Source organism: Zobellella sp. DQSA1, assembly GCF_041950555.1.
Taxonomy (GTDB): Bacteria; Pseudomonadota; Gammaproteobacteria; order Enterobacterales; family Aeromonadaceae; genus Oceanimonas.
In genome coordinates this window covers 798,602-823,986 of sequence record NZ_CP169531.1, presented here as the reverse complement: position 1 = coordinate 823,986, position 25,385 = coordinate 798,602, and the positions used below count along the sequence as shown (strand labels likewise).

Genomic DNA, 25,385 nt, shown 5'->3' with positions numbered 1-25,385 from the left:
ACATAACTTGAAAAACTGGTTACGGCCCACCAAGAAAAAAACCGTACTATCGGTTCAGACGGAGTCTGTGCATTCCCATCCGGGCGTCATATTCCAACTGGATGACGAAGCTAACATCATCAGCCACCGGGGGGCCCTGAGTGCAGAATTTCCCTTGGCACCATGCCACTTTAGCGACCTGCTCACCGCCCCCTTGCTTGACGATAAGCCCGAACAGTGGCAAGGCCAGTCCCTTCGCTTCAGCCTGAAGACCAAAAACAAAGGCTTGCTCCATATGCATGGCTGTGTGAACAAGATGGACGTCGGCTGGAAACTTATACTGATAGACAACACCAGGGCATTCAACCAGGAAAAAGAGCAGGCCTTTCGTTTTAAATTGCTGGAATCCGCCATTTACGGCGCTCAGAAAATAATCAACTGTCCGCCCAATGCCTTGCACGACACGCTGTCGGACTGCCTGTACGAATTGATCCAGATGCTGCGTATTCCAAACCTGGCGGTGTTTGTCAAAAACAACGAGCGACGATGGATCCCCTATCAACAAACGCGCCTTGCAAACGCCGGTCAATTCGCGCCGGAAAATCGGGTGCTTTCCGACTACCTTGACAGCCTGGACGAGGGCAAGCCGGTACGGCTGGCGGAAGACATCACCGGCAATGGACTTGCTCACTGTGTGGCCATACCTTACCAGGGACGACAGCAAACGGATGCCTGGCTGCTTTTCGCCGGTCCTTCAACATTTGGCAACGCACAATGCCTCAGCAACAAGGACTGGATGTCTATTACCAGTACCCTGTTATCGGCCGTGGCCATCAAAAGGCAAGAAAAACACCGCCAACGCGAAAAAATGCGCAACCGGCACATGTCCCAGATGCAAGGCGTTTTCTGGTGGGAGTTTGATCCAGACACGGCCATGTTCCACTTTCCCGAACAAATGCACAGCAAGATCGGCGTTCCTGCCTTTTGTTCAGACACGGAGTTCTACCGGCTCATTTCTCCCGCCGATGTCGACGAGTTTCAAGACCGTCTGAGCGATGCCTGTACCAGGGATACTCCCTTCCAGCAGAACATCAGAATAATAACTGAGGGTGAACTACGCTGGTTCCAGCTCAGTTTTACTCCGCAGCCGCGGGAGAAAAATCAGCCCCTGCTCGGCAGCCTGCTCGATATCGACAGGATGCAACGGCATGAACAACAAGCCCAGTCCGCCGACGAACGCATACGTTCCCTGATCGCCGACGCTCCTGCCATCATCTACTTCCAGGAATACCAGGATGGCGCCCTGAAAAGCGTTTATTTCAGCGACAGCCTCAGCACGCTGATGGGCTGGGAGCCCGAGCAGTTCAAAAATGATCCTCTGCCGAGCTACATTCACCCCGACGACAAAGAGATTTTTCATGGCAGAACCAGGAAGCTGCTCAAGGAAGGCATCGCCAGCTGCAATTACCGGGTCGTGGATGCAGAAGGAAACTATCATTGGCTGATGGACGAGGCCAAGCTGCTTTATGACCAATGGGGTCAACCCAAGGAAGTCGTGGGGCTTTATATCGATGTCACCGATGCCACCATCATCAGTGAAAAGCTGCACAAGAGCGAAGAAAGATACCGCATCCTGGTGGAGGACTCTCCCGCCATTATTTGCCGCTACAACCCGGCGTTTGAGCTGACGTTCGCCAATCGTCTTTTCCTTTCGTACCTGAGTATCGACTCGTTATCCGACACGCCGGTAAATCTGACAGAGTTTTTGTCCGAAGAGCAACTTTCGGTATTCAACAACCGAATGGCTTCGCTTTCTCCACAGTCTCCCATCGCCAGCGCCGAGATTTGCCTTCATCTTCCCAATCGCGAACCCATATGGGTGCTCTGGGCCGAACGGGGACTGTTTGATGAACAGGGACGACTGTACGAAATACAAGCCGTCGGCCGGGATAATACCGACGTTTATAAAGCCAGGCTGGAGATGTATCAAAGCGCCAAGATGGCCATCATTGGAGAAATGGCGACCACGCTGGCCCACGAGATGAACCAGCCACTCAATGTCATGAGGATATCCCTGACCAATCTATTGAGGAAAATAAACACCAATGAATACGACGGAGACTATGTCAGGTCAAAACTCAATAGAATTGAAGAGCAAATCATAAGAAGTGCAAAAATCATCGAGCACCTCAGGTTCTTCGGCCGACGGTCGGCGCTGGAAATGACGCCATTTGATCCGCAGCATGCAATAGATGGCGCCCTGTCCCTGACGCGAGACACCCTGTTGAAAAATGGTATTGACATTCATATTGCCAGCAAACCCGCACCCTTGCTCATGGGGCACCAGGATCAGCTTGAGCAGGTGTTGATTAACCTGTTGGTCAATGCCAAGGATGCCATAACGCAACGGAAGGAGATGGAACCGGACTTGCAGGGCCGGATCAGCATGGACACCTATACATCTGGTGACGAGCTTATCATTCAGGTTAAGGATAACGGCGGGGGCATCCCTCCCCATTATCTGGAACAGATTTTTGAATCTTTCTTTACGACCAAGCCACCAGGAAAAGGCACAGGGCTGGGCTTGGCCGTTAGCTTTGGCATCATTCAGCAAATGAAAGGCGTACTGATAGCAGAAAACGCTGAAGATGGCGCTCTCTTCACAATGAAAATACCATTCAAAAAGTGCGATAACAATATAAACATTCGAAAAGAAGAGTCTCTCTTATAAATAATGACACTAAATGCTTTATATATATAAACACAGGGTTATAATCAAAAAACTATAATTATAAATGAATGCGAGATAACATGAACAACTCCATGGAAAAGCCCCAGTTCAATACCATTTTGATCGTTGATGACGAACCGCTGATCACCGAGGAACTAAGTGAATTCTTCACCGATCATGGCTTCAAGTGCATCAGTTGTTATGATGCTGAAAACGCCACCCAGCTGTTCGAACAGCACAAGAACATTTCCATCGTGCTCAGCGATCTGCGTATGCCGGGGAAAAACGGATTGGAACTGCTCAAAACGCTTCTGGGCTTGGCGGCGGAAGAACAAAGGCCGTTGAAATCCGTGCTGTTTACGGGACAATCCGAAAAAGAAAATGTGATCAATGCCCTGCGGGCGGGCATTTCCGACTACTACTCCAAACCGCTGGACATGGAGGAAGTACTGCATGGGGTCGAAAAGCTCAGGGACATCCTCCAGCAGGAAGTAAACAACCTCTTCATCGGACAAATCAACACCAAACTGGGCCAGTTGTCGGATTTTATCAACGAGCTCAAGCAGGACGTCTCGTTATTGCAAAACACCACCGCAACGGCAGATTCGGAGCAGGAAAAAACGGACGGAAATCGTCCCGTCAGCGACCAGGAGTTGCTGGGAAAACTGTCGCCTCGCCAGCAGGCGGTCGCGCTGCTTATCGGTAAGGGAATGACGAATTACCAGATAGCGGTCGAGCTGGGCATTAGCGAAAACACCGTCAAGCTCTATGTATCGCAGATCCTCAGGCTCACCAAAATGCGCAACCGCACCCAACTGGCCCTTTCCCTCTCGGGTCAGCAGCCTTAATTACCGATACCGCCCTCCACTCCTTGTTCGAAGAAATCGGGGATGGGGTGCTTGTAGCTGTCCAGCCAACGCTGGTTCGCCAGTTCTCGCTCGGCGGCTGTCGCGGCCTGACTATAAATAGAAGCCGCCGCCCCTTCCCGTTGCAATTGCAACCAGCGTTCGGTCTGCTGACGAGTCCCTTCCTCCCAATTCCCACCCCGCTCAAACGCGCCGTCCGCGGCCACGCCAGCAGACAACGCCAGCAGCAGGCTTCCCGCCAAATACCCGTTAATACTCATAAAAATCTCCCTGTTTCGTCATGTCATGATGGCTGGGGCCGGCCCCCATGTACCAATGACCGTCGTCGGTGGTGGGTTGCGGCCGCCTGGTTCCATCGCCCTCCTGAACTGGATTCACCCGGCGGGTGCAGCCGTCATCACGGTTACCGTCGCTTCGGATTCGGCGGTCCTGCCTGCGGCGGTCGATCCGGTCCGGCGGTCTTCCTGCTTCATCGCCTGGGCCCGGCCAAGAGCGACCTGGTACTGACGACTGTTCAACTGGTAGCGGGACATCAGCTTCGCCGCCGCATCGAAGTTATCCTGATACAACATCAGCGTCAGCAGGTTGCGCAACGCCTGCGATTCCCCTTCGTTCAGTTCGATGGCGGTCAGGAACTCGAACCTGGCTTCATCCAGATCGCGTTGCTTCATATAAACCACGCCCAGGTCATTGCGCATGGCATCGTTGGTCGGCTTGAAGGCGATGGCTTGCTGCAAATGCTGTTGAGCCAGTTCGTTGTCATGCTTGCGCACCGCCATCTGCGCCAGGCCGTGATGGCCTTCCGCCACCAGGCAGGTATCCAGCAGGCTCCGGTAAAGTCCTTCCGCTTCGGGCCGGTTCAGCAGGCGCAGCACCTGCGCCTTGCCCAGCCGGGCCTCCGGCAGCTCCGGCGGCAGCCGTTCCAGGTTGGCCAGGGCGGCGTGAAGTCGTTGCCCCCCGACCATCTCTACGGACAGGTTCAGCGCCAACTCCTGCTCTCGGGTCAGCGATTCGCAAGGCCTGGGTTTACCCTGTGCCGGTTTGACCAGATAAGGCGACCCTTCGGGTAGTCCGCTCGTCTTGCCGGCCGAGGTTGATACACAGCCACTCAAGATGCCGGCAACCAGCACCAGCCCCGCTACTCGTTTCATCCCATCTCCCCAAAGGCCCTGATAATGGCAATAAAGCCAGGCCCCGCCAGAACAATCAATAACGCCGGGAACAAAAAACCCACCATGACGATGGACATCTTGGCGGACATCTTGGAAATCTTTTCCTGCAGGGCCGTCATGCGCCGTTCGGTCAGCAGCTCTTTCATCGTTTGCAGGGATGCCATGGCTCCACTCCCCTGGCGGGAGAGCTGCTCGAACACCACGAAACAGTCACTGACTTCGTCCACATCGAGCAGTTCGGCGGTACGCCGCAGTTCCCCCTGCAAGTCCAGGCCGGCATCTACCCTCTGCAGCAACAGCCGCAGCTCACCGGACAGCTCGGGCAGGATATGACGTCCTTCAAGGGCCAACACCCGCAGTGCCTGTTCCACCACCATGCCGACTTCGAACAGAACACGCAGCAATGGCAGGGCAGCCTCCACTTCGGCGGCGAGTTTTTGCCGCCTGCGCTGAACCGCACCAACCAGTACCCGCTTGGGGACAAGGTAGCCTATCCCGATCAAAAACAGCATGGTCGGCCAAGAGACCCCCCCCGGCCCGGAAAACAGCAGGCTGACCAACTGGGCCAGTAGCACCAGCACCACCGGCAGGCCAAGCTGGATAGCGATGAACAGCGCCTTCTTGCTGCTCCTGCGCCAGCCAAGCTGATCCAGCAATTGCAATGTTTCCATGTCGAGGCTCAGCCCCGTCTTACCCAGACGGCTGCGGCCAAATTCATGCAACAACCGCTCTTTGTCTACCCCGGCCGCTTTGCCCAGCCGCTGGCTGACAAGGCGGCGCTGCCGCCGGTTTTGATAAAGCAGGACCAGCAGCAGCACGGCCAGACCCAACTGCAGGAGCGAGCTGATGATAAAGCCGTTCATGTCAAATGCTCCTCAGCATGCGCCACAGGGTCAGCGACCCCAGCAGCTGGAACACGAAGGCGCTGAGCAACACCAGTTTTCCCGAGGGATCCGTCCACAACCCCATGAAAAAATCCGGGCTGGTAATAAAAATATAGGCCGCCATCGAGACCGGCAGCCCTCCCAGCACCAGGGCGCTGATCCGGGTTTCTCCGGTCATCGCCTTCAGTTGCCGGCTGGCCTTGTCTCTTTCCTGTATCAGTGAAATCAGGTTGCCCAGCACTTCGGTAGCGTTACCGCCGTATTTCTGGTTGACCCTGACGGCCAGGGCAAGCAGCCGGAATTCGGGCCTGTCATAAAGCTCGGCAAAATCGTCCATCGCTTCTTCGAGGCTGCCCCCGCGCTCGATAAACCGCTGGCTCCTGCCCAGGCCGTGGCGCAGGGGATCCGGGCCGGCGGCAATGGCCAGGGACAAGGCGTCCGCCAGAGTTCGCCCCGATTTCAGGCTGCGGCTCATATGATCCAGCATGGCCGGCAACTGGGTTATCATCCTCGCCACCCTGCGTCGGAAACGCCAGCCGACATAAAGCCGGGCAACCACCAGCAGCAAGATCCCCCCCGCCATGGCCATGAGGATCCCCCACAGCAGGAAAAACAGCAGCATGGTGCCCAGGAGCAAGGTACTCAGCAGCAGTACCGACAGCGGAGATAGCTGCAAACCGGCCTTCAGCAGGGTCTTGTCGAACGAACCCAGCGCGGCTTTTTGCTCCGCTCCCCTTACCCGAACCAGCCGCTCGGCCAGAGACTCAGCCCTGGCCTTCAGCATGGCCTTACGGAACAGCGCAATCGACAGCAGCAGCAGCGTCAGCGCCAGCAGTCCCAACAGCAACGGCATCTCCATAGGCATCTCAATCCTGATATCTCTTCATCGGCTCAAAGCATGTTCTGCAGCTTCTCTCCACCCGGGTTGACCGCCTCCCGCACAAAGGCATGGGCTCCATCCCGCTGCAACCTGAACAGGGTATTGGTGACATAATGCCCGTCACGCAGTGCAATCACTTCCAGGATTTCGCTGACGCAGCGACGACCGTCGGCCAGGCGGACAAGCTGGATGACCACGTCGATGGCCGAGCAGACCGTCTGGCGCAGCGTTCGTTCCGCCACCTGCAGCCCCGACATGCCCACCAGGCTTTCCAGCCGGAGCAGGGCATCCTGGGCATTATTGGCGTGCAGCGTGGTCATGGAGCCATCGTGGCCGGTGTTCATGGCCATCAGCACATCGAGTACCTCCACGCCCCGTATTTCACCGAGGATGATCCGGTCCGGCCGCATCCGCAGGGCGTTGCGCACCAGATCCCGCGCCGCAATTTCCCCATAACCGTCGGCATTGGGAGGCCGGGTTTCAAGGCGCACCACGTGGTCATGTTTCAACTGCAGCTCGGCGGTATCTTCTATGGTCACAATCCGCTCCGCCGGCGAAATCACCTGGCTGAGCATGTTGAGCATGGTGGTCTTGCCGGTGCCGGTTCCCCCGCTCACCAGGATATTGCAACGCCGACTTACCGCCAGTTCGAGGAAGTTCAGCATGGCCTTGTCGAGCGAGCCGGACGCCAGCAGATCGGTGCTTTTGAGCATGTCCTTGCGAAACTTGCGCACCGACAGAGCGGGCCCGTCGATGGCGACCGGCGGAATCACCGCGTTGATCCGGCTGCCGTCGGGCATGCGCGCGTCCACCATGGGGGAAGACTCATCCAGCCGGCGGCCGACCGGCGCCAGGATCCGCTGGATCACCCGCAGCAGGTGGGCGTCGTCGATAAAGCGCAGATCGCTGCGGTGCAGCACCCCCTTGCGTTCAATAAAAATACGGTGCGGGCCATTGACCAGGATCTCCGTCACCGACGGATCCCGCAGCAGCATCTCCAGCGGGCCAAAACCGACCAGCTCGTCCACCAGTTCTTCGGTCAGTTTGTCCTGTTCATAACGGGACAGCGGAATATGGCGCCCCTTGGCATACTCCCCCACCTTGACATTGACAAACTGCGCCAGCAGGTGCCGACTGCTGTCCAGCAGGTTATCGGGCTGCTCTTCCAGGGCATCGATAATGTGCCGATGCAAGGCTCCCTTGAGCAGCGGTCCCTGGACTCCGGTGTTGCCATTGTGTCCAAACAGGGGGTCCTGAATCATGATATGGCCCCCACCAGGCGCCTGAGCCAACCACTTTCCTGGTCGACACCGCTGCCGCTCCTGGCCACCTGGTTGGCCAGTTGTCCAAGCGCGCGACTCAAGGGATCCCTGGGCTCCAGTTCGTTCAGGGGACGGCCGTTGTTCTTCACCTTGAGTCTGGCGGGCAGGCTGGCGGGCAGGCTGGCCGCCAGGGAGAGCCCGAAGGTGGAAGCCAGCGTCATGGCATCCGGCGCGACCTGCCTGACGTAACGATCCACCACCAGCCGTACCTGTTCCAGGCGCATGCCCTGCTCCCGCCAGCGTCCCAGCACCTGCAGGTTGCGCTTGCAGCAAGCCACGCTTTGATCCACATACCAATAGACTTGCTGGCACTGGTTCACCAGGGTACGCAACTGCTCACAGTCGGCCTGCCCGACCAGGTTCATCACCACGTGATCAAAATGCTGGCTCAGGGCGCCTTTAAGCAAGTAATGCTCGGTTGAAGGCACCTGGTTGAACCTGGGGTCATCGTCGCCCAACGCCAGTACATAAAGCCCGCTGTCATGGCGGTTGAAGGCGCTTTCAATCAGGTTGCCATCCAGCCGACGCAGGTTGCGCAGGGCATCGCCAAAGGAAAAGCCCGGCTGTAACCCCAGCATTTCCAGGCTTTCTCCCGCGGGCCAGCCCAGATCGATGAGCAGCACCCGTTTTCCTTTTTGCTGCAGGGAGTGGGCCAGGTGCACGCCCACCAGGGCGGCGTCCGGATCCGGCTGCACCCCGTACAGCAACGTCAGGCAGCTGCTGTATTTCTGCTGCGGCATCACCGGCACCCGCTGGCTGAGCCGGCGCACCAACCCCATCACCTCGCTGCTGCGCATGCCGTAAACGATAAAGTCCCGGGCCCCCGCCCGCATGGCATTGATCACCAGCTGGTTATCCATTCCATCACCGAGTCCGACCACGGTCAGCAGGGGACGGGCCTCGAGCAGCCCTTCGATCAGGCTGCACTGGCTGCTCATGTTTTCCGGATCCAGCCCCACAAAGATCAGGCCGGCTTCGGTAATGTCGATAAGGCCGAGGATCTCATCGAGATGCTCGTTCACGGCCAATACCTGGCAGGGCTGCAGGGTGGACTGCAACCATTCGACGTCCGCCTGGTTGGCAGAGTAAACAAGAAAAGTCTGTTCCATGGCCATCCTCCTTATCTGGACAGTCCGTCGTGCATGTCGAAGTCGCCGTTTTCCAGGAACAACAACTCGAAGGCATTCGGATCGTAGCGACGCAGCCGCTCTCCCGGCAATTCGGGCAGGTGGGCATGGGAGGCCAGCGGCCGCACCAGGTGCGGAGTCACTATCATCAGCAGTTCCTTCTCTTCTCGCTCGATGCGGGAAGAACGGAAAAAGCCGCCCAGCACGGGAATGTCGCCCAGCCCCGGCAGCTTATCCACGTCCGCGTAGTTACGCGCGCTCATCAGGCCACTGATGACGAAGCTTTCACCGCTTGCCAGCGCCACGCTGGTATCGGTGCGGCGTACGTTCAGTGACGGCACTGTGGTGCCGGCGATGGAGACCCCGGTGTTGAAATTCAGTTCGCTGACTTCCGGTGCCACTTTCAGCAGGATGCGGTTTTCATCGACCACGGTCGGAGTCAGGGTCAGGCGCACCCCGAATTCCTTGTATTCGATGGACACCGAATCACTGCCGCTGCTGGGCACCGGCACCGGAAACTCGCCGCCTGCCAGGAAGCTGGCGCTCTGTCCGCTCAGGGAGACCAGGCTGGGATTTGCCAGGGTATAGGCAAAGTTGCTGTTTTCAAGGGCATTGATGACCCCCAGCACTTCCCGGCTGCCGCCGCCCCAGGCAATGTTGAAGCCGTTGCCTGGCAGGGAAACCGGTGTGGCGCTGCCGTCCGGGACCACGCCGCCAAGGCCGATGCTGCCGGTGGTGTTGCCCGGCGCCCCGAACAGAAAACTGCCCCGCTTGCCGAACAGCGACACCCCCACATCCTTCAGTTTGCCACGGCTGACTTCCACAAAGCGGATATCGGTCTGGACCTGGCTCGGCAGGTCCGTGGCACCCGGCAGCCCCGACGGCGACAACGCCTGGGTCGCCACTCCCTTGACGAAGACCATGCTCTGCCTCGGCGAGGAGGAGCAGCGGGTCCAGATATTCAGGTTGGTCACGCCGCTGCCGACGCCGCTGAGCAGCACGCCGCTACGATCGGTGAGTTTGACATCCGCCACCAGGGGATCACCCACCGCCAGCCGGGTCACCGGCACCGGCAGGCGAATCTCCTGCTGCATCCCCTGGTTGATTTCCACGACCTCGGGTACCGGCGGCAGGGCCGCGCAGGTACTGGCCCAGGCCCCTGCCGGCAGCCACAGGGACAGCACGCCCAGCACACCCAGCACGCCCAGCGGCGAAAACAGTAAAGAAGGAATAGCTCGTTTCATGATGTGCTCTGCCTGCTCAGGGAGTCTGCCGGGATACTTCCGGCCCGCGATGGATGGTGACGCCGGGGGACCGGCCGACTACGCCGGGCTGTGCCGGGGGGCGGGCCTGGCGCAGGGCCAGCTTCTCGAACTGGAACAGTTGCCGCTCCATTTCTTTGATGTCGCTCTCCCGCAGTCCCTCCCGGGAATCCCCCACCAGGCGTTGCTCGTCGGCGCTGCGCACGGCCAGACGCAGGGTCCCCACCTGGGAGGCAAGCATCAAGCGAGTCAACAGGGGGGTGGGCACGGCCAGCACGGCGGTGCCGGCGGGCCGTTGCCGACGGCTGGAACTATCGTCAGCAGGCGGGTAGAGTGCCGGCTCGCCACCGGAGGTCAGCGCCAGCTCATCGCCGACACTCAATACCCGCAGCGCGGGCACCACCACCTGGGCGGTCTGATCCTGGTTGCGATCGCTTTCACGCAGATAGAGCAGCACGTCGACGTAGTCGCCGGGACTGATAAAGCCGCCGCCGCCAACCACATCGTCGATGGCAATGGCCAGGGCCCGCTCATGGTCACCGATCAGCCGGGCCAGAGGGCCCCCCGCCTTGAACTGCGACCGGTTGAGCATGATGCCGGCCGGCAGCGGCTGCCAGACGTGGCGCCCGACAAGCGCGCGAGGGTCGGAGAAAGTCTCGGGAGGGGCGATATTAAGTTGTTCCACCGCCAGATGTTCGGCGGTAATGGTCTCGAAAGGCTGCAACGACCTGGCCAGCACCACCACGGGCTTGTGCTGCTCTTTATCCACCCGCTGCACCAGCTGCTGCGGGATAGTAGGCGCCAGCGTCTCGCTGGGAACGGGTGCCTGCACCACCGCAGCCGGAGGTGCCACCGCCGACATCTGGTTGCTGAGTTTGATCCCCTGATACCCGGCAGTCAGGGCGCCCACCAGCAGCACACCGGCCAATCCCAAGGTCAGTCGACTGTTCATCCCTGCTGTCTCCTTGTACTTCTACTTTTTATCGACATGACAGCGCATCCATGCGCAGACGAGACGGGAGCCGGTCAATACTGGATGCGGTTATAGTTAGTTATGGTTAGTTATCATTACCAGCAAGACAATGAAGGCTTGAGAGTTGCCTACAAAGTAACCCAATCTTATGATTTCATTGCTGGCAGGCCAACATCCTGGCCAAGTAAAAAGTCTAGCTTAAAAGGCTTATTAAAACAGCCACTTCCTGCATTATTTCCTCGACTTTCGGCCTCAGGAAGGCCTGCCTTCAAGCGGAATAGTCATCATGCCGATCGCCCCGGACCCTGATTCTCACTAGCCAACAAGCATTAATACTTTATATATATTTACTATTTACTAAAACAGACTAGCATCAATCTAACAAACAACCTAACAATAACGAGGGAACGGAAAAATGACTCAGACCATTATCAAGGGCTATGTAAATCTTCAATTAAAAGCAAAACAATTTATGGAACGGGAGGACGGTGCTTCAGCCATTGAGTATGGCATTATCGCCGGTTTGATTGCGGTGGCATTTATGGTTGCGGCAGGTAGTGTGGGGGATGAAATAAATAGTGTATTTACCAAGGTAGCCGCTAAGTTAAAAGGTGGAGAAGGAACAGGTGGTGAGTAATAACCACGAGTTAAGTCAATTTAAACAATAAGCCCATATGGGCTCATTGTTTAAGGGCTATCAGTAGATATTGAGTATAATCTTGAGCGTCAGGTCAGAATATCTCAGCGCTGTCATCGAGATCTATCCGACTCCGGGTCGTGTCATCGATGATGCTGACTCCTTAATGCTCCCCAAAGCTAGAAGTCCGACTCGATATCCAGAGTTCCATTGGGTTATACCTGCTCCCTTCCTTGGTCATGCTCTGTCAACAGAGACTGGGAAAAGGCTACTGGATCGCCTCTCCCCATTCAGCGGAGCATCACATACCCCCTAGGTAACATTCCAATATTTTCAACGTGTTTCGAGGCCAATAAAAAATGCGGCCCAGGTAACCACAGGGCCGCTAAAAAGTTACACAACAAGATAGGATACTTGCTGGTGAGTGATTACTACCGCGTTATAATGCCCACTAGGAAAGTATTTCAGGTCAACAAGCGTCGCTCAGCCTCCCGACCACGCCACCATAAATCACGCTTAAACCAGGCCCGCCAGTCGTTGCGCACCGGTATCGGGAAAACGTCGGCATGGTTGACTAATGGCGGTATTGAAAGCAATGGCAGAGCAATAATTTCAAACACATTGCCCTACAAAACATTTACATCCCCGCCCAACACCACCCCATATTCCGGTTACCTTGCAAAATCATTGGTTTACTGCTTAGTGTTATCCCTTATTGAATACAGGGAGTCAAGCATCATAAATACTTATCTTGGCATGAAATTCGTGCAATAAAATAACAGACCATAAAAAACACTAAAGAATTAGTATTAAAATACTATAAAACCGAAGAATAACGTGCACTAAACCATGATCTCAAAACAAGCCATGGTTTATTGACAATTACAATCATATAATGAATGCATTAATTAGAAGGATAATATCGGAGCACGGGAATGCGCCAAAAAATTGACACCCGCAGACGCTCACAGATTGGTGCCGCCAGCATCGAGTTCGCCATTGTCTTCGTGCTGATGTTTGTGCTGTTCTACGGCCTGGTCGGCTATACCATACCGCTGATGCTGGGTGCCGCCTACCAGCAACTCTCTGCCGAAGCCGTGCGCCAGGCGGTGAGCACACCCAATATCTACCACTACCATGTCGGTACCGAGGATCCCCGGATAACCGCCATCAAGACCAATGCCGAGCTGAAAGCCGCGCGGGTGATCGAAGACTCCTGGCTCCCTCCCGGCTGGGCCAACCGCTGCGATGGTTACGCGGACAGCTTCCTGAAAATCTCGGACGATGGTGAATGGAGTGCCTGTGTAAGCCACAACAAACCCTCTACCATCATGCCAGCCATCTCCCTGCTCGGCTGGCGGATACCTCAACTGCCCGATGAAATCAGGGGCGAAGCCAAATTGCGGATACGCTGATCCCATTGTTCAGGAGCCTTGCCATGTTGCAATCCCCTTTATCCCGGCAGCGCGGTGCCTTCAGCATACTGGCGGTCGGCACCCTGATGATGGCCCTGGGCTGCCTGATGCTGGTGCTGGATACCGGCCGCCTCTATATGGAACAGCGCAAGCTGCAAAAACTGGCCGATACCGCCGCCTTGGAAAGCATCGCCAGATTAAATGAGGGTGACTGTTCAAAAAATCCCGGGCTGGTGCAGACCAACGCCATTGAAAATGCCACATCCAATGGCTTTCTTATCAATGACACCCAATCAATCGCCACCCAATGCGTAAAAATACAGACCAATGAAGGGTTGAGGGTCTCCACACCCGACGCCTCCGGCCATGCCGTTCAGACCATTGCCACGGAAACCGTTCCCGCCAGCCTGATCTTCAGGGCCGGCAGCATGCTGGGTTTAAGTGATAAAAATGAAATATCATTACAAGCCAGAGCCGTTGCCGAACGGGAGGGAGGAGAGCCTATCGCGGCTTTTAGTATTGGCGCAGAACTGTTGAAATTAAACAGCGATGCACTGGTAGGCCTTATCCTTAAGTCGGTCGGAATCAATGTAGACACCCTAACCGTCTTGAACAGCAATGGCTTGGCCGATGTAGCTATCAGTCCTTCAGGGATTCTACATGCTTTAGGAGCCGATATATCCATACATGAGCTGAAAGCACTTTCCCCACAGGGGCTGATTGATTTGACCAACACCAAGGTTGGATTGCTCAGTCTTGAAGATCTTATTGATATCTCATTGGATGTAATCTCAGACTCCGCTTTGGAGGTCGCGCTCACCACTTTGCGCAATGAGGTTCTTAGCGACCCTATACTGAAAGAAATACAGGTTCAACTTTTTGGCTTGGAAGATGAAAACTCCTTATTCACCTTAGCCACAAACCCAGACAGATCTGTAGGCCCGGCCCTGGATACCCAATTAAAAATAAGCGACATATTAAGCACGGCAATACTCCTGGGCACTGGGGGTAGAGGTATCGAAATCCCCGAACTCAGTATACTCGGGTTGGCAAGGGTGGAGCTTGGTGTGGTGGAGCCGCCTTCAATCGCCATAGGTCCGGTAGGCACACAAGCTTATAATGCACAGGTTAGGGTCTATATAGATATTAATACCAATACATCACCACTAGGAATTATAGAAAAAATCGCCAATATACGTCTTCCCATATGGATAGACGTCACTACCGCTACAGCCATTTTCGAACAGGCAAACTGCAGCGCTCCACCACCATCGGCAGACATGCTGGTAACTTCAAAAACACTCAATATCTGCCTGGGTGAAATACCCGATGATAATAAATGGTCGACCAGCCTTAGTTGCGATACCAGCCTACAGGACACCGATATTGTCACTATACTGGGCGGCACACTACTGAACATCTCAGGCAAATCACATATCCCCGCCCTTTCGTATAGTGAGCCCATAGATAATATATTGGCGGGGGAAAGCCAAGCAACAGGCCCCAATAATCTGCAACTTGGCGACACCGTATCCGACATCATCACTCAATTAACGGAATTAATTTCAGACATTATAGAGTCCGACAGTAACAAGGGACTATTAGGAAATCTAATTTCTGGATTGCTAGATATCTTAGATCTTCTTACTGGTGGTTTACTGGGTTCAGTGGATGCCGTGGTTAGTGAGCTGATATCCATTATTACCCTCATACTCAACACAGTAGGTGAAGCTATATTATCCCCCTTACTGACCGCCCTACTGGGAACCGGTGCCGGCGTGGGCAAATCCTACCTGGAACTGTATGATCTCAACTGCGGTGCACCAAGGCTGATTAACTAAGGAATGGATATGCTGCATAAAGGCCCCCCAAAAAAGCAATCCGGCGCCGTGGCCATCGAGTTTGCGGCGCTGTTTATACTGTTTTTTACCCTGCTCTATGGCATCCTCGCCTACAGCATTCCGCTGCTATTGGAGATCAGTTTTCGCCAGGTCAGTTCGGAGGCCAGCCGGGCGGTGCTTAGGGTCGATCCTGCGGCACCCAGCTACAACACTGTGCTAAGCCGCGAAGTAACCAAAGAGATAAACAACAGCTGGCTGCCTCCGTCCTGGCGTAATGGCGACTGTCCGGCGCCCGCTACCGGACATAACTGGGTACCCCTGCCCGCCGATAATGGAAGCCCCAGCTACGGCCATATTGCGGACACCGAGGACAGTCGGTTGCTGCATGTCTGCCTGCAACGTTTTTACAATGCCGGCGGCAACGAACAGCAACGGGCCATCATCCCCATTATCGAATTTGCCGGCATCCGCATCCCCAGCCTGCCGCAGGATAAAGGTAATACCATTATCCGGGGCGAAACCATTACTCGCTTGTAAAAAACGGCGCTGCCTGTAATACAAACAACAAGGCCGGTTACCCGGCCTTGTTCATAAATGCCACTGCAAAAAACCGTTACCACCTGTGCCCGGGCGGTGCAGAGACAACCCGATAACCCCGATCATAAGGGCGGTAGTAGTTGCCGCCCTGGTAGTAATAGGGCCCGTCGCTATAACTGAAGCTGATAAAACCACCGGGCAGGGAGGAAACGATGGTGCCGAGCGGCAGGCTCACCGAGATATGGGTGCCGGGGCCGGGTACCGCATAGTAAGCCGGCGGCCGGTGGTAATGATGCCGTTCCACCACCACTACCCGTTGTTTCGGCGCATGGCGGTAATAGTGCTGACGCTGCTTCATATGCTTGTGGGGATAATGCTGATAGTGCTTGGCATGCCGATCATAGCGGCGATCATCTCCGCGGGCCTGGACCTCGGGTACCGTCCCCCCCAGGGCGAAGACCCCCAGCAGGGGCAGCAGCAAGGCACCGCGTCTTAATACAGAGCCGTTCATATCCGATCCTCCTGTGGTCGCCGACACTCCGGGAGTGGAGAGGATAATCTAAGCATGGATCGGAATGGGCGAGAACAACAGCACCAGAAACAACGCTGCGTCAGCCTGTGACAAAAGGTGCCATAAGAGTAACCGCTTACTCTGCCACCCCGGATATGACGGCGGCGGCTACTGCTGGAGAAAACGTCCCTGGGCCATTTCCCGCTCGCGCTGGCATTCGGCCAGATAGATGGCGGCCACCACGGCGGCGTACTGATGATGATTATCCACCGCCTTGGATACCATCAGTTCCAGGGTTTTTTCGTTCTTGGCCATGCGGAATTTACGCAGCCAGTACAGCTTGTCGGTCAGTTCCCGATCAAGGGGTTGTTGCTCGGTCATAGGTGGGAGTAAATCCAGTCAGGCAAAATCGAAAAAGGAGCCAACCCGGCTCCTTCTCAGTCAACGGCTTTTCGGAACGAAGCCGATTACATCATATACCTTTTCCAGGGTCTGTACAGCCTTCACCCGGGCCTTGTCGGCCCCCATGGTCAGTACCTTCCTGAGCTCGGTTTCATCTTCCCGCAACTCGTGGAAACGGCGCTGGATGGGCTCCAGCATGGCCAGCACCGCCTCGGCGGTTTCGGTCTTGAGGTGGCCGTACATCTTGCCTTCGAAGTGCTGTTCCAGTTCGGGAATGGCGCGGCCGCTGGCGCCGGACATCAGGGTCAGCAGGTTGGACACGCCGGGCTTCTGCTGCTGGTCGAAACGCACCACAGGCGGATCTTCCGAATCGGTGACCGCCCGCTTCAGCTTCTTGGCGATGCTCTTGGGATCTTCCAGCAGGCCGATAAAATTGTTGCTGTTGTCGTCCGACTTGGACATCTTCTTGGTCGGCTCTTGCAGGCTCATGATGCGGGCGCCCTCTTCCGGAATAAAGGGCTCGGGCACGGTAAACACCTCGCCGTAGAGCTGGTTAAAGCGGTAGGCGATATCCCGGGTCAGTTCCAGGTGCTGCTTCTGATCATGTCCCACCGGCACCTGGTTGGCGCGGTACAGCAGGATATCGGCCGCCATCAGCACCGGGTAGGTGAACAGGCCGGCGTTGATGTTTTCGGCGTAGCGGCTGGACTTGTCCTTGAACTGGGTCATGCGCGACAGTTCGCCGAACTGGGTGTAGCAGTTGAGGATCCAGCCCAGCTCCGCATGCTCCGGCACGTGGGACTGGATGAAGATGGTGCTCTGCTCCGGATCCAGGCCGATGGCCAGGTAGAGGGCGGCCGCATCCAGACAGGCGGAACGCAGGGCCTGGGGATCCTGCCGCACCGTGATGGCGTGCATATCGACGATGCAATACAGGCAGTCGTACTCCTGCTGCATCTTCACCCACTGGCGCAGGGCGCCCATATAGTTGCCTATGGTCAACTGGCCCGAAGGTTGGGCGCCGCTGAGTACTATCGGTTTAACCATGGTTATCTTTTCTCTGTCAATCTGTTAGCAATAGGTCGGCGAGGGCGGCAAAGTCGCTCAGCACCCAGTTGGGGCCGCTGTCCGCGATATCCCGGCCGTAGTTGTAACCGTAGGTCAGCCCCACCACCGCCATGCCAGCCGCCTTGGCCGCCAGCACGTCGTTCTCGGAATCGCCGACCATCAGGGTACGGGCCGGATCCATGTCCAGGGTACGGCATACGTGCAGCAGGGGCATGGGACTCGGCTTCTTCTCCGGCAGGCTGTCGCCACCCAGCACCAGCTCGAACTGCTCGCTCAGCCCCGAGGCCGCCAGTATGGCGGGGACGAAACGGTAGGGCTTGTTGGTGACGATGGCCAGGCGCTTGCCCGCCCGACGCAATGCCGCCAGGGTGTCGAGTACCCCGGGGTAAAACACCAAGCCCTGGTCGGCCACCCTATCGTAGGCCGCATCGAAGGCAGCCCGCGCCGCCTGCTGTGCTCCGGCGTCGGGTTCGGCGCCGAGGGCGGCGGTCAGGGCCCGGCGCACCAGCATGTCGGCGCCATTACCCACCCAGTGGCGCACCGCCAGTTCGGCGGCGGGGGCATGGCCCAGTTGCGCCAGCATGTGATTCACCGCCAGCTGTAGTTGGGGCACGCTGTCGATCAGGGTGCCGTCCAGATCGAACTGGATCAGGTCGAAATCAGCCATGGGCCTGGGCCAGTTCACTGCGCATCTGGTCGATCACCGTCTTGTAGTCGGGCTGGCCGAAGATGGCGGAGCCGGCCACGAACATGTCGGCACCGGCTTCGGCGATGTCGCGGATATTGTCGACCTTGACGCCACCGTCAATTTCCAGGCGGATGTTGCGGCCGCTTTCGTCGATGCGGCGACGGGCCTGGCGCAGCTTGTCGAGGGTGGCGGAGATAAAGGACTGGCCACCGAAACCGGGGTTGACCGACATCAGCAGGATCACGTCCACCTTGTCCATCACGTAGTCCAGGTGGCTGAGCGGCGTCGACGGGTTGAATACCAGGCCGGACTGACAGCCCTGCTCCTTGATCAGTCCCAGGGTGCGATCGATATGCTCGGAGGCTTCCGGGTGGAAGGTGATGATGGAAGCCCCGGCCTTGGCGAAGTCGGGCACCAGGCTGTCCACCGGCTTGACCATCAGATGCACATCGATGGGAGCCTGAATACCGTAGTCGCGCAGGGCCTTGCAGACCATGGGGCCTATGGTGAGGTTGGGCACATAGTGATTGTCCATCACATCGAAGTGCACCACGTCGGCTCCCGCCTCCAGTACCCGGGTCACGTCTTCGCCCAGGCGGGCAAAATCGGCGGACAGTATGGAGGGGGCAATCAGGTAGTCTTTCATCGGGGTTCCCTTAAGCGCAAAAAACGTCCCAATTCTACCCCAGCGCCCGGTGATTCTCTAGCGAGGCGTCTATGCTTGGCTGAAGTTGGTGAAAAAGGTGAGCTATGAGTTGGAAACACAGGCTGCAGGCGGTGGTGGCCGCCCTGTTCGGGGTACAGTCGGAAAAGAATCGGCAACAGCAGTTTCAGGGCAGCCCCTGGCCCTATATCGGCGCCGGCGCCCTTGCCATACTGGGTTTTGTCCTGCTGCTGGTGCTGGTGGTACGGCTGGTGCTGGCGTGAAACGCCTTACTCCTCATTCCTTACTAACACCGGGAGCAAACAGCGCCAGCAATTCGTCGACCTTCTTGCGGTTATGGCCATGGCGACTGATGGTGCGCTTGACCGCCACCACATCCAGCTCCGCGTCCCGGTACAGCTCCCGGGTAAGGGGAATGTCGTGGTTGCTGATCAAAACCGGCACGCCCCGGGCCGCAGTCTCCCGGGCCAGCCGGGCCAGTATGGCCTGATCATCCAGGGTAAAGCCGTTGGCCGCATAGGTGGTAAAGCTGGCGGTGGAAGACAACGGCGCATAGGGCGGATCGCAGTAGAACACCTGCTCCTCCCGGGCCGTGGCAAACACCTCTTTATAGCTCTGGCACACGAAGGTCGCTTTCTGCGCCTTTTCGGCAAAGAACCACAGTTCCCGCTCGGGAAAATAGGGCTTTTTATAGGCACCGAAAGGCACGTTGAAGCCGCCCTTCTGGTTGTAGCGGCACAGGCCGTTGTAGCCATGGCGGTTAAGGTATAAAAACAACAGGGCGCGCCGGTAGGCATCCTGCTCCCGGTTGAAGTCGGTGCGAAAGCCGTAATAGGCGATCCTGTCGTTATTGGCGGCGATAAAGAGACCGGCGGCGTCGCGGATAAAGGCATCCGGGCGGGTCTTGAGCAACTGATAGAGGTTGATCAGATCGGCATTGATGTCCGCCAGCAGGTAGGCATCAAACTCGGAGTTCAGGAACACAGAGCCGGCACCGACGAAGGGTTCAACCAGTACCCGCCCTTCCGGCAGGCGGCGGTTGATGCTCTCCACCAGGCCGTATTTGCCGCCAGCCCATTTCAGGAATGCCCGAGTTTTAGTCATAGTCGTCGTCATTGCCGCACCGTTCAGAGGGCGCGCATTGTAACCGCAAGCCGATGCCATGACTATGGTTTGACTTCTTTTTGCACCTGCCCGAAGGGCTTGGGCCAGGGTTTGGCCGCCTGTAACTCGGCGGGCAGGCCGGCAATGGCCCGCCTCGCCTGCTCGGGTACTTCGAAATCACCATATACCAGCACAAACCAGGGCTGGTCGTTGATGGTACGCGGATAAACCCAGACCGGTGTCAGGGTATGCCTGGCCACCAACCGCTCCAGCACGGCACGGTCGCGGCCGGCCATCAGTTGCAGGGTGTAGCGGGAGGCGGGCTTTTGCATCAGCACCGACAGCGGGCTCACCCCGGAAACGGCAACGGGAGCCGGCGTCGCCGTCTGTGGTACGGCCGGCGCAGACGGGCTATCGCCGCCCTGGCCTCGCTGCATCAGGCGGCTGACCACCTCATCGGCAATAACCACCCGCTCTTTGTCGCTGTCATCCGGGGTTTGCGCCACCTCGGTGCTGATGTCGGGGGTATCGGGCAGCGGCTCGGCCGGCCACTCGCGTACCAGTGCCTGGCCCTCTCCATCCTGGGCGGATGCGCCGGGGGCCAGGCTGACGGGCGTGGTGGGCACGACTTCCTGCTCAAAGGGTTGGTTCGATACGGGAGCCACGTTGTCACGTCCGTCTCCCAACAGGCTGACGATCACGATCAACAGCAGCACCAATATCAGGGCGGTAAGCAATATCTTGATCGTCTTTTGTTCCAACAACTGCTGATAACCGATTTTTTTCATCTGCGGCTCCATCATGCCAATCACATCACCGGGATAGCGGATATCACGCGATGCATCAGGTATATTTTTATACCCCAGGGCTTGCCATAAATCTTGTTTATCTTCTTCCGTCAGTGGCGGCACCTCCACTTCCAGGAACTTGCCGCCGTCAGGCCCGCCGAGCTGCTGGCGGGCCTGACCGGCCCAGGTGGCTTCCCCCAACAAGACCATAAAGGGCCGCAGCGGCACCGGCAGTTTCCGATACAACTGCACCAGCTCCAGCAACAGGGGCTCCGTCAGCCACTCGGCATTATCGACGATCAACAGTCGCTTGCCGGGACTGGCCGGCAGCAGTCGCTGCATCGAATCCTGCAGATGATCATCGGCATCGAAAATACCGCCGGGAAACCAGCTGCCGAGCAGGGTCTCCCGGAAGCCGGCATTGGTATCAAATCCTTCGGCATCAAGGATGAGCGGCAGCAGCAACTCGGTTTCCTCGGCCAGCCTTTGGGCCAGATAGGATTTACCGGCACCTTCCGGTCCGGTCAGCAGGATAAAATCGGTATCGAGACGGGAAAGGTGCAGCAGCCGCGCCAGCAGCTGCTGCTGAGAGGAGAAAGGAACCTGAATGGCCGCCTCGGTCACGGTGTCCGTTCCGGCACCACCACCCGGGCCAGTTGCTGTTCGGTCACGTCGTCCACCACCTGGGCACGGCCGATGCCGAGCGGCAACACCAACCGCAGCTTGCCGGCCAGTACCTTCTTGTCCCGCAGCATATGCGGCAGGTAGTGAGCAATGCCCATCTCGGCAGGCCCCTGGATCGGCAGATGTGCCTTGATCAGCAGGGCTTCCACCCGGGCGATCTCGGCCGCGCTCATCTCACCACGCAGTTGGGCGGTCAGACAGGCCTGCATGGTGCCGGCCGCCACGGCCTCACCGTGCAGCCAATTGCCGTAGCCCATCTCCGCTTCAATGGCATGGCCGAAGGTGTGGCCGAGGTTGAGCAAAGCCCGCACCCCGTGTTCCCGTTCGTCCGTGGCCACCATCTCCGCCTTGATTTCACAGCAACGGCGAATGGCATAGGCCAGGGCATCCGCCTCAAGCCGCTGCAGGCGCTGGATATTCTGCTCCAGCCAGGCGAAAAAGGCCGCATCCCAGATGATGCCGTATTTGATCACCTCGGCCAGGCCGGCGGCGAATTCGCGTTCGGGCAGGGTTTGCAGGCACAGGGTATCTATCAGCACCAGTTCCGGCTGATAGAAGGCCCCGATCATGTTCTTGCCCAAGGGATGGTTGACCGCCGTTTTACCGCCGACGGAAGAATCGACCTGGGCCAGCAGGGTGGTGGGAACCTGAATAAAAGGCACGCCGCGCTGATAACAGGCGGCGGCAAAACCGGTCAGATCGCCGACCACGCCGCCCCCCAGGGCGATCAGGGTGGTATCCCGGCCATGGTTGGCCGCCAGCAGTTTGCTCATCACCTCGTTGAAGGTGTCCAGCGTCTTGTGCTGCTCACCATCGGGCAGGACCAGACTGTCCACCTGCAAAGGAGCCAGCAGCGATACCAGCGCATCGAGATAAAGGGGGGCAACCACCTCATTGGTGACCACCAGTACTTTCTTGCCCTTGACGGCGTCACGCAGCAGCGTAGCCTGGGTCAGGGCCCCTTCGGCGATGATGATGGGGTAGCTGCGCTCCCCCAGGTTGACGGTTAACCTTTCCATGGATCTCCTGCCCCTTACAGGCCGATCAATTCGGCAATCTGATTGGCGACCAGCTTGGCACTCTGTTCGTCGGTGCGTACCACGTAGTCGGCAATTTCCAGATACAGTTCGTTGCGCTCGGTTGCCAGCCGCTCCAGTACTTCCTGGGGCGGCTCTTCGGTTTGCAGCAGCGGGCGCCGCTTGTCTTTCTGCACCCGGGCCAGCTGCTTTTCCACCGGCGTTTCCAGGTAAACCACAATGCCCCTGGCCGACAACCGGTTACGGCTTTCCTTGCTCTTGACCGAGCCGCCACCGGTGGCCAGTACAATGCCCTGCAGCTCGCTCAGGTCGTTGATCACCTTTTCTTCGCGTTGGCGGAAGCCTTCTTCGCCTTCTACATCAAACACCCAGCTGATATCGGCACCGGTTCGACGCTCAATCTCATGATCGGAGTCGTAGAAATCCATATGCAGTTGCTGCGCCAGGTATTTGCCGATGGTGCTCTTGCCCGCACCCATAGGCCCCACTAGGAAGATATTGCGTTTCTCAGCCATGTTACACGAAATTCTCACAAACAAATGCGCCCCACGAACACCGCAGGGTCGACGATGAACCTAACCTTAACTTTCTGAAATAGGACGCCGGATTATCGCAACTGCGCCGGTCGCTGGCAAGGGTAACGCCGTTCAAGGAGTCAAAGATGCCCGAACGGTGATGATATCGACGCCCCGTTGCCTTACGCGCAAGCCCATCATTTTCCTGTCGATATTCAACCTGCCCAGGCCATAGGCCGGCATGTACTCAAATACTGTCGTGCACGATACGGGGGGTGACGAAGATAATCAACTCGCGCTTGCTGTTGTTGTCCCGGGTGGTCTTGAACAGACTCCCGACGACCGGAATATCCCCCAATAGCGGCACCTTGGTTACGTTGCGAGTGATGTTCTGCTGAAAAATCCCCCCCAACACCAGGGTCTCGCCATCGTTGACCAGCACCTGGGTAGTGATCGACTGGGTATTGATGGCCACCGCCTCTCCTCCGGTGGCCTGGGGAATGCGCTCGCCGATGGCGTCCTGGGTGACGGTCAAATCGAGCACCACCCGGTTGTCGGGGGTGATCTGCGGTGTGACCATAAGGCTAAGCACGGCATTCCTGAACTGCACCTCGGTACCGCGGTCGCTGGAAGTGGAGAAGGGGATTTGGGTGCCCTGTTCGATCAGGGCCGGGCGTTGATTGGAGGTGGTCACCCTGGGGCTGGCGATGATCTCGGCCCGGTTTTCCCGCTCCAGCGCCGACAGTTCCAGATCCAGGATACGGCCGCCGCCCAGCTTGGCAATCTGGAAAGCGATACTGCCCGCCGCGCCGGCCACCGGCAAATTGACGTTGAGGGAGTTGTCGTTGTCACCGGCCCGGAACCCTTCCAGGGTTCCGCTCACCCTTTGCCGGTTACTGCCCCCGCTGGTGTCGTTGCTGTAGCCCCAGCGTACCCCGAAGGCCTCTTCGAAACCGTCGTCGATGGTCACCATACGGGCCTCGATCACCACCTGTTTGATGGGAATATCCAGCAGTTGCAGCATACGGCGAATATGGTCGATGCTTTCCTGGGTATCCTTGATCACCAGGGTATTGGTCCTGTCGTCCACCGCAATGGCGCCCCGCTCGGTGAGCAGACGGGTGCTTTCGTTGGTAAGCAGGGCCACCACATCCACCGCCTTGGCATAATTTACCTGTAAAAACTCGGTGACCAGGGGGGCCAGCACTTCCTTGGCCTGGCGATGTTCCAGTTGTTGTTGCTCCTGCCGTGCCAGCTCGGCCGCCGGCGCCACCAGCAAAATATTGCCATCCCGCCGTTTATCGAGGCCACGCACCTGCAATATGGTGTCCAACGCCTGATCCCAGGGCACGCCGTCGAGGCGCAGGGTGATATTGCCCTGCACCGCGTCGCTGGTGACCAGATTGAAATTGTTGAAGTCGGCAATCAGCTGCAGCACGGTCCGCACCGGAATATCCTGGAAGTTCATGGAAATAGGCTTACCGCTGTATTGCTGTCGCACATCGCTGGGCACCGCCGGGGCCGCCGGCCTGGCGACCTCCAGCACGAACAGCCGTTCGGACTGATCATAGCGATAGTCAAAGGCGCCACTGGTCTCGACCGTCAGCAGGCTGTGGCCTGCCTCCCGGGTACTGCCGATGCGGCTGACAACGGTGGCGAAATCATTGACGTCCAGCACCTGCAGCAATGCATCCTTGATATGGGTGTTGTGGAACCTGGCGAACAGCCGGTTGCCGCGAACCTGTATGTCCACGACAGCCGAGGATCTGTCCAGATTAACCAGTACCAGGCCCTGGCCATCGCGGCCACGGCGAAAATCGATGCCGGTAATGGCGTTGATGGCTCCCGGCGGCAGCGAAGTACCGTCACTGCCGGTACCGGTACCGCTGACACCCGCCCCCAGCAGCAGCTGCAGACGATGCCCCTCGGCCTGCAGCCGGTAGGGCTGCACCCTGTCCATGCCCAGCGCCACTTCCAGGTTGGCACCGACGCGGCGTACGTCCACCACGTTGATCCCCTGCCGCTCAATCGGGATCAGGTTTTCCTGCAATGCGGAATAGCCGTCCGGAATTTGCAGGACCAGACGATCCGGCTGGTGGCGCATGATCTCGGTAATCGCCGGCGGCGGGGCATCGAACTCCAGCTCGATGACCAGTTGATCCCCCGTCAGCGGATTGATCCTGATGCCCTCCAGGTTAACGGCGGCCCACCCCTGCCCGGTCAGTATCAGGCTGAGCGCTAACCAGAGCATCAGCTTCACCGCCATCCCCATCGTCATAACCCACTCCCCGCCGCTGT

The 25,385-nt window shown here is 57.7% G+C and carries 25 protein-coding genes; 7 read left to right on the top strand and 18 right to left on the bottom strand.

Features of this window, described 5'->3' with window-relative positions; genetic code table 11:
* The first annotated feature begins 7 nt into the window (after positions 1–7).
* Entirely contained in the window at positions 8–2,710 is a 2,703-nt protein-coding gene (locus tag ACEVBK_RS04000) for a PAS domain-containing protein (protein ID WP_375057301.1), read from the top strand.
* Positions 2,711–2,802: 92 nt separating this feature from the next.
* The gene (locus ACEVBK_RS03995; protein WP_375057300.1) at positions 2,803–3,558 is read left to right on the top strand and encodes a response regulator; all 756 of its coding nucleotides are present in this window, start codon (positions 2,803–2,805) and stop codon (positions 3,556–3,558) included.
* Here ACEVBK_RS03995 and ACEVBK_RS03990 read toward each other — a convergent pair.
* The 8 genes from ACEVBK_RS03990 to cpaB form a co-directional block, all read right to left on the bottom strand.
* Complete coding sequence (locus ACEVBK_RS03990; RefSeq protein WP_375057299.1) at positions 3,555–3,836, bottom strand: DUF3613 domain-containing protein; 282 nt, start codon at positions 3,834–3,836, stop codon at positions 3,555–3,557. The two genes, ACEVBK_RS03995 and ACEVBK_RS03990, sit on opposite strands and share 4 nt — an antisense overlap.
* A gap of 114 nt (positions 3,837–3,950) precedes the next feature.
* Positions 3,951–4,727, bottom strand: a complete 777-nt coding sequence (locus ACEVBK_RS03985) for a tetratricopeptide repeat protein (RefSeq protein ID WP_375057298.1) — start codon at positions 4,725–4,727, stop codon at positions 3,951–3,953.
* Positions 4,724–5,611: a type II secretion system F family protein gene (locus ACEVBK_RS03980; protein ID WP_375057297.1), complete on the bottom strand. Its 888-nt coding sequence runs from the start codon at positions 5,609–5,611 to the stop codon at positions 4,724–4,726. Before ACEVBK_RS03980 ends, ACEVBK_RS03985 begins: the two co-directional genes overlap by 4 nt.
* Before the next feature lies 1 nt (position 5,612).
* Positions 5,613–6,497 carry a type II secretion system F family protein gene (locus ACEVBK_RS03975; RefSeq protein WP_375057296.1) on the bottom strand — a complete coding sequence of 295 codons (885 nt, stop codon included), beginning with the start codon at positions 6,495–6,497 and terminating at the stop codon, positions 5,613–5,615.
* Between the two features lie 26 nt (positions 6,498–6,523).
* Positions 6,524–7,774 (bottom strand): CpaF family protein, encoded by a 1,251-nt coding sequence (locus tag ACEVBK_RS03970; RefSeq protein WP_375057295.1) that lies wholly within the window; start codon positions 7,772–7,774, stop codon positions 6,524–6,526.
* Positions 7,771–8,943, bottom strand: coding sequence for a pilus assembly protein (locus tag ACEVBK_RS03965; RefSeq protein WP_375057294.1), 1,173 nt, complete (start codon positions 8,941–8,943; stop codon positions 7,771–7,773). The genes ACEVBK_RS03970 and ACEVBK_RS03965 overlap by 4 nt, the downstream gene beginning before the upstream one ends.
* 11 nt (positions 8,944–8,954) lie before the next feature.
* Positions 8,955–10,205, bottom strand: a complete 1,251-nt coding sequence (locus ACEVBK_RS03960) for a type II and III secretion system protein family protein (protein WP_375057293.1) — start codon at positions 10,203–10,205, stop codon at positions 8,955–8,957.
* 16 nt (positions 10,206–10,221) lie between these two features.
* Complete coding sequence (gene cpaB / locus ACEVBK_RS03955; protein ID WP_375057292.1) at positions 10,222–11,175, bottom strand: Flp pilus assembly protein CpaB; 954 nt, start codon at positions 11,173–11,175, stop codon at positions 10,222–10,224.
* Positions 11,176–11,611: 436 nt separating this feature from the next.
* On the opposite strand from cpaB, the gene ACEVBK_RS03950 reads away from it, so the two are divergent.
* The 4 genes from ACEVBK_RS03950 to ACEVBK_RS03935 all read left to right on the top strand — a co-directional run bounded on the left by ACEVBK_RS03950 (position 11,612) and on the right by ACEVBK_RS03935 (position 15,626).
* Positions 11,612–11,833 carry a Flp family type IVb pilin gene (locus tag ACEVBK_RS03950; RefSeq protein WP_375057291.1) on the top strand — a complete coding sequence of 74 codons (222 nt, stop codon included), beginning with the start codon at positions 11,612–11,614 and terminating at the stop codon, positions 11,831–11,833.
* Positions 11,834–12,768: 935 nt separating this feature from the next.
* Positions 12,769–13,248: a TadE family protein gene (locus ACEVBK_RS03945; RefSeq protein ID WP_375057290.1), complete on the top strand. Its 480-nt coding sequence runs from the start codon at positions 12,769–12,771 to the stop codon at positions 13,246–13,248.
* Between the two features lie 23 nt (positions 13,249–13,271).
* Positions 13,272–15,089 (top strand): pilus assembly protein TadG-related protein, encoded by a 1,818-nt coding sequence (locus ACEVBK_RS03940; protein ID WP_375057289.1) that lies wholly within the window; start codon positions 13,272–13,274, stop codon positions 15,087–15,089.
* Between the two features lie 9 nt (positions 15,090–15,098).
* A complete protein-coding gene (locus tag ACEVBK_RS03935) occupies positions 15,099–15,626 on the top strand; it encodes a TadE/TadG family type IV pilus assembly protein (protein WP_375057288.1) in 528 nt (175 codons plus the stop codon).
* Positions 15,627–15,702: 76 nt separating this feature from the next.
* Here ACEVBK_RS03935 and ACEVBK_RS03930 read toward each other — a convergent pair whose 3' ends face one another.
* From ACEVBK_RS03930 to rpe, 5 genes are all read right to left on the bottom strand, one after another.
* Positions 15,703–16,137, bottom strand: a complete 435-nt coding sequence (locus ACEVBK_RS03930) for a DUF6515 family protein (RefSeq protein WP_375057287.1) — start codon at positions 16,135–16,137, stop codon at positions 15,703–15,705.
* A 168-nt stretch (positions 16,138–16,305) separates the two neighbouring features.
* A complete protein-coding gene (locus ACEVBK_RS03925) occupies positions 16,306–16,518 on the bottom strand; it encodes a hypothetical protein (protein WP_375057286.1) in 213 nt (70 codons plus the stop codon).
* A gap of 60 nt (positions 16,519–16,578) precedes the next feature.
* Positions 16,579–17,586 (bottom strand): tryptophan--tRNA ligase, encoded by a 1,008-nt coding sequence (gene trpS, locus ACEVBK_RS03920; RefSeq protein ID WP_375057285.1) that lies wholly within the window; start codon positions 17,584–17,586, stop codon positions 16,579–16,581.
* Between the two features lie 16 nt (positions 17,587–17,602).
* On the bottom strand, positions 17,603–18,274 hold the full coding sequence (locus ACEVBK_RS03915; RefSeq protein ID WP_375057284.1) for a phosphoglycolate phosphatase: 672 nt from the start codon (positions 18,272–18,274) through the stop codon (positions 17,603–17,605).
* Positions 18,267–18,941: a ribulose-phosphate 3-epimerase gene (gene rpe, locus ACEVBK_RS03910; protein ID WP_375057283.1), complete on the bottom strand. Its 675-nt coding sequence runs from the start codon at positions 18,939–18,941 to the stop codon at positions 18,267–18,269. The genes ACEVBK_RS03915 and rpe overlap by 8 nt, the downstream gene beginning before the upstream one ends.
* A gap of 104 nt (positions 18,942–19,045) precedes the next feature.
* Here rpe and ACEVBK_RS03905 point away from each other — a divergent pair, with 104 nt between their 5' ends.
* On the top strand, positions 19,046–19,222 hold the full coding sequence (locus tag ACEVBK_RS03905; protein WP_375057282.1) for a DUF2970 domain-containing protein: 177 nt from the start codon (positions 19,046–19,048) through the stop codon (positions 19,220–19,222).
* A gap of 13 nt (positions 19,223–19,235) precedes the next feature.
* On the opposite strand, the gene ACEVBK_RS03900 is transcribed toward ACEVBK_RS03905, so the two are convergent.
* From ACEVBK_RS03900 to ACEVBK_RS03880, 5 genes are all read right to left on the bottom strand, one after another.
* Entirely contained in the window at positions 19,236–20,063 is an 828-nt protein-coding gene (locus ACEVBK_RS03900) for a Dam family site-specific DNA-(adenine-N6)-methyltransferase (RefSeq protein ID WP_375057281.1), read from the bottom strand.
* 62 nt (positions 20,064–20,125) lie between these two features.
* Positions 20,126–21,475 carry an AAA family ATPase gene (locus ACEVBK_RS03895; RefSeq protein WP_375057280.1) on the bottom strand — a complete coding sequence of 450 codons (1,350 nt, stop codon included), beginning with the start codon at positions 21,473–21,475 and terminating at the stop codon, positions 20,126–20,128.
* Positions 21,472–22,554 (bottom strand): 3-dehydroquinate synthase, encoded by a 1,083-nt coding sequence (gene aroB, locus ACEVBK_RS03890; protein WP_375057279.1) that lies wholly within the window; start codon positions 22,552–22,554, stop codon positions 21,472–21,474. Before aroB ends, ACEVBK_RS03895 begins: the two co-directional genes overlap by 4 nt.
* 14 nt (positions 22,555–22,568) lie before the next feature.
* Positions 22,569–23,087, bottom strand: coding sequence for a shikimate kinase AroK (gene aroK / locus ACEVBK_RS03885; protein ID WP_202082653.1), 519 nt, complete (start codon positions 23,085–23,087; stop codon positions 22,569–22,571).
* Between the two features lie 247 nt (positions 23,088–23,334).
* Positions 23,335–25,365, bottom strand: coding sequence for a type IV pilus secretin PilQ (locus ACEVBK_RS03880; RefSeq protein WP_375057278.1), 2,031 nt, complete (start codon positions 25,363–25,365; stop codon positions 23,335–23,337).
* Positions 25,366–25,385 lie beyond the last annotated feature (20 nt).